Consider the following 2,414-nt stretch of genomic DNA (forward strand, 5'->3'; position numbering starts at 1 on the left):
GGAATGGCGCGCCGATCGCGTCCCGCCGCTGCAACGGGGAAAGCGGCGACATGCGCGAATGGCCGATCTTCAAGACGCTTCCGGTCGACGCGGATAATTTGACCCCGAGCTTCTAGCTTCGCGCTTGCCAGCACGGATGATCGCGGCCATCAGGTTGCGAAAAGCAACCGATGGAGTGGATGATGACCGGCGATTTCGAACAGCAGCGGGTAAAGCTTTCGACCGGGGTCGAGCTCGACGTCGTCGATATCGGCCCGCGCGACGCGCCGGTGCTGATCTTCCTGCACGGCTTTCCCGAATCGCACCGCACCTGGCGGGGCCAGTTGCCGCATTTTGCGACCCGCTTCCGCTGCATCGCCCCCGACCAGCGCGGCTATTGCGGCTCCTCGAAGCCGCAGGATGTCGCCGACTATACGCCCGACAAGCTGATCGCCGACATCTTCGCGCTCGCCGATGCGCTCGGCGTCGAGACCTTCACCATCGTGGGTCACGACTGGGGCGGGGCGATCAGCTGGGGCGTCGCGCTCGGTGGCCAGCCCGGCGGGCTGCACCCGGCCTGGGCGGGACGCGTGACCCGTGCGGTCATCGCCAATGCGCCGCATCCCGGCATCTTTGGCCGCCTGCTCCAGGCCGACCCCGTGCAGCGCGCCGCGAGCCAATATATTCGCCTGTTTCGCGATCCCGCCACCGACGCGCTCGTGCGCGAACAGGGGCTGGCGGGCGTGCTTGCCAAGGCATTCGAGGGACGGCTCGAAGGCGCGCCGACACCGCCCGAGGAAATCGCGCGCTCGCTCGCCTGGTGGGAGGATCGCGACGCCTGTTTCGGCATGCTGAACTGGTACCGCGCGTCGCCGATCGAGGTGCCGCCGATGGATGCGCCCTTCGCCGAGCCGCCCGCGATGCCGTTCCCCAAGCTCGAAATCCCGACGCTCGTGATCTGGGCGACCGACGATGTCGCGCTGCCGGTGAGCAACCTCGACGGCATGGCGGAACTCGTCCCCAATGCGACGATCGTCAGGGTGCCGGACTGCGGCCATTTCGTGACCTGGGAAGCGCCCGGTGCGGTCAATGCCGCGATGGATGCATTTCTGGCCTGACGCATCGGAATGAAGCGGCGGGCGGCTCCGGGAGGGGGGTGGAGCCACCCGCCTCGGGGGTCTTATTTGGTCGTATAGCCCCCGTTGACGAGGATCGTCTGCCCGGTCATCCACCAGCCGTCGGTGACGAGGAAGCGGATCCACGGCACGATATCCTCGATATGCGTCAGTCCGGTCGGGCTGAACGGCGACAGCGCCGCCGCAGTCTTGTGATAGGCGACCGCTTCGGGCCCTTCGGCAGGGTAGAAGAAGGGGGTGTCCATCGGCCCCGGCCCGATCGCGGTCACCGAAATGCCGCGCCCCCCGAATTCCTTCGACGCGGCGCGGGTATAATGTTCGACCGGCGCCTTCGTCCCGGCATAGCTCGCATAAAAGGGCGTGTAGGCGCCGAGCAGCGAGGTGACGAGCGTGCACACCTTGCCGCCATCGCTCACATGCTTTCCCGCCTCCTTCAGGAAAAAGAAGGCCGACTTGCTGTTCACCGCGCTCATTTCGTCGAACTCGGCCTCGCTGATCTCGACCATCGGCTTTTTCAGTACCTTGCCGACGGTGTTGATCGCGATGTCGATGCCGCCCATCGCGGCCTTGGCGTCGGCGAACAGTTTCTCGACCGCACCGGCGGTGGTCAGGTCGGCCTGGAAGGCGAAACCCTTCGCTCCCGCCGCCTCGATCGTCGCCACGGTTTCGTCGGCTTCGGCGCGTGCCGCGGCGCTGTTGTAGTGAACGGCGACGGCAGCGGCGCCCTGTGCGGCGAAGTCGCGCGCGATGAGGCCGCCGAGATTCTTGGCGCCGCCGGCGATGAGGACGGTTTTTCCATTGAGGCTGTGGTCGGTCATGGTCTGTTGGTCCGAAAAATAAGGGTTGGGGATTCGAACCTAGGCTCGCCCGAAAATCGAGGCTTTCAGATTTTCCCAAGCTTGGCATGATGGCGTCATGGATGGGGTGGGGATCAGCGCGGCCCGCATCGTCGACCGGATCGGCGGCCCGGAAAGCTGGGCGATCGAGGCCGACGTCCATGCGCTGATGCTGCACGAGGCGGGCAGCTATCATCGGCTTCAGACCTGGCTCGACGGACGGCGCACCTCGCTGGGCGATCCCTTGCCCGGCGAATTGTGGCTCGCGCCTGCCGGCCATCACTATCGTGCCCGCGCCGAAGGCGGCGCGGTACGCTATGTCCGCGTCGCCATCGAGCCTGGCTTGCTGCCGATCGGCGCGTCGGCGCGCCCGGTCGCGGGCCACGACGATCCCGCCATGGCGGCGCTGGTCCGCGCGCTGGCCGACGGCGACGGCGCGGCGGCGCCGCCGCTTCTGGAACTG

General features: G+C 67.1%; 3 protein-coding genes. 2 read left to right on the forward strand and 1 reads right to left on the reverse strand.

What is annotated here, in order from left to right:
• Window positions 1-182: 182 nt before the first annotated feature.
• Window positions 183-1,097 carry an alpha/beta fold hydrolase gene (locus B1A78_RS21450; protein ID WP_077148865.1) on the forward strand — a complete coding sequence of 305 codons (915 nt, stop codon included), beginning with the start codon at window positions 183-185 and terminating at the stop codon, window positions 1,095-1,097.
• 62 nt (window positions 1,098-1,159) lie between these two features.
• On the opposite strand, the gene B1A78_RS21455 is transcribed toward B1A78_RS21450, so the two are convergent.
• The gene (locus tag B1A78_RS21455; RefSeq protein ID WP_077148864.1) at window positions 1,160-1,933 is read right to left on the reverse strand and encodes an SDR family oxidoreductase; all 774 of its coding nucleotides are present in this window, start codon (window positions 1,931-1,933) and stop codon (window positions 1,160-1,162) included.
• 106 nt (window positions 1,934-2,039) lie between these two features.
• Here B1A78_RS21455 and B1A78_RS21460 point away from each other — a divergent pair.
• On the forward strand, window positions 2,040-2,414 hold a 375-nt coding region (locus B1A78_RS21460), incomplete at its 3' end, for a hypothetical protein (RefSeq protein WP_218668022.1).

This window comes from Sphingopyxis sp. KK2 (genome assembly GCF_001990265.1).
Classification (GTDB): Bacteria; Pseudomonadota; Alphaproteobacteria; order Sphingomonadales; family Sphingomonadaceae; genus Sphingopyxis.

Coding starts and splice junctions, on each gene's coding strand:
- B1A78_RS21450 (WP_077148865.1), top strand. CDS start 183: ATGACCGGCGATTTCGAACAGCAGCGGGTAAAGCTTTCGACCGGGGTC.
- B1A78_RS21455 (WP_077148864.1), bottom strand. CDS start 1,933: ATGACCGACCACAGCCTCAATGGAAAAACCGTCCTCATCGCCGGCGGC.